Origin of the sequence: Methylopila musalis, assembly GCF_042679725.1 — a bacterium.
GTDB classification, from domain to species: Bacteria; Pseudomonadota; Alphaproteobacteria; order Rhizobiales; family Methylopilaceae; genus Methylopila; species Methylopila musalis.
The window spans coordinates 1-1,302 of record NZ_JBHTMX010000359.1; the positions used below are offsets into that span (position 1 = coordinate 1).

The 1,302-nt window shown below is 74.7% G+C and carries 2 protein-coding genes; one reads left to right on the forward strand and one right to left on the reverse strand.

Annotated features, from left to right (window positions below; translation table 11 throughout):
- Nucleotides 1-852 (reverse strand): A/G-specific adenine glycosylase (mutY, locus tag ACFQ4O_RS17635; protein WP_378777689.1); only part of this gene is annotated, 852 nt, incomplete at its 3' end.
- Between the two features lie 68 nt (nucleotides 853-920).
- Between mutY and ACFQ4O_RS17640 the strand changes: the two genes are divergently transcribed.
- Nucleotides 921-1,302 (forward strand): DUF721 domain-containing protein (locus tag ACFQ4O_RS17640; RefSeq protein WP_378777691.1); only part of this gene is annotated, 382 nt, incomplete at its 3' end.

Consider the following 1,302-nt stretch of genomic DNA (forward strand, 5'->3'; position numbering starts at 1 on the left):
GAGCGGGGCGGACAGGTCGGTCGTCTCGTCCCATGCGCCGGTCGGAATCTCGGTCATGCCGCCGAGCAGCCCCTTCGGCGGCCGGGCGCGGACCAGAACGGCGCCGTCCGCCCGCTCGACCCAGAACGCGACGCCGAAGCGCTGGGGCCGCGCCGCCTTGGCGCTCTTGCGGGGATAGGTCTCGGGCGCGCCGGCGGCGCGGGCGCGGCAGGGATCGTCCCAGGGGCAGAGCGCGCAAGCGGGCTTCTTCGGCGTGCAGAGCGTGGCGCCGAGATCCATGGTGGCCTGGGCGTAGTCGCCGGGGCGCCGGACGGGCGCGACGCCGGCCGCGAGCGCGCGCAGCTTCGGCTTGGCGGCGGGCATCGCCTCCTCCACCGCGAACAGCCGCGCCATCACCCGCTCCACATTGCCGTCCACCACCACGGCGGGGCGGTCGAAGGCGATGGCCGCGATCGCGGCCGCCGTGTAGGGGCCGACGCCCGGAAGCGCCAGAAGCTCGGCCTCCGTCTCGGGGAACCGCCCGCCGTGGCGCTCCATCACGGCGATGGCGCAGGCGTGCAGATTGCGCGCGCGGGAGTAGTAGCCGAGCCCGGCCCAGAGCTTCAGCACGTCGTCGAGCGGCGCGCGGGCGAGCGAGGCCACATCCGGAAACCGCTCCAGAAAGCGCAGGAAGTACGGCCCCGCCGCCTTCACCGTGGTCTGCTGGAGCATGATCTCCGACAGCCAGACCCGGTAAGGCTCCGTCCGCGCCCCCGGCCCCGCCCGCCACGGCAACGTGCGCCGATGCCGGTCGTACCAGGCGAGCAGACGGTCGGGATCGGGCCGAACGGGGGTTTCGGCGGCTTGCGGCAAATCGTAATCTCGAAGGAGCGAATGGAGGGGGCCGTCGCCCCCGCGACCTTAGACGAACCGATCCGCCGATGAAACCGCCGCGCCGCGCCCGCCATCTGTCCGATCTCGCGCCCGCCGCGCTTGGGCCGGTGGTGGCGCGTCAGGGCTTTGCGAGTTCGGAGATCGTGGCCCGCTGGGAGATGATCGCGGGGCCGGAGCTCGCCGCGGTGACGGTGCCGGTGAAGATCGTCGCGCCGCGCCGGGGAGCCGCGGCCGATCCCGCCGCGCCGCCCGAGCCCTCGACTCTGCTGGTGCGGGTGGAGGGAGCCTTCGCGCTGGAGCTGCAGCACCGGGCGGCGGAGCTTCTGGAGCGGGTGAACGCCCATCTCGGCTGGGCCTGCGTCGGCGCGCTGAAGCTCCGGCAGGGGCCGGTGGCGGGGTTCCGCCGTGCGCCCCGTCCGGCCCCGCCCG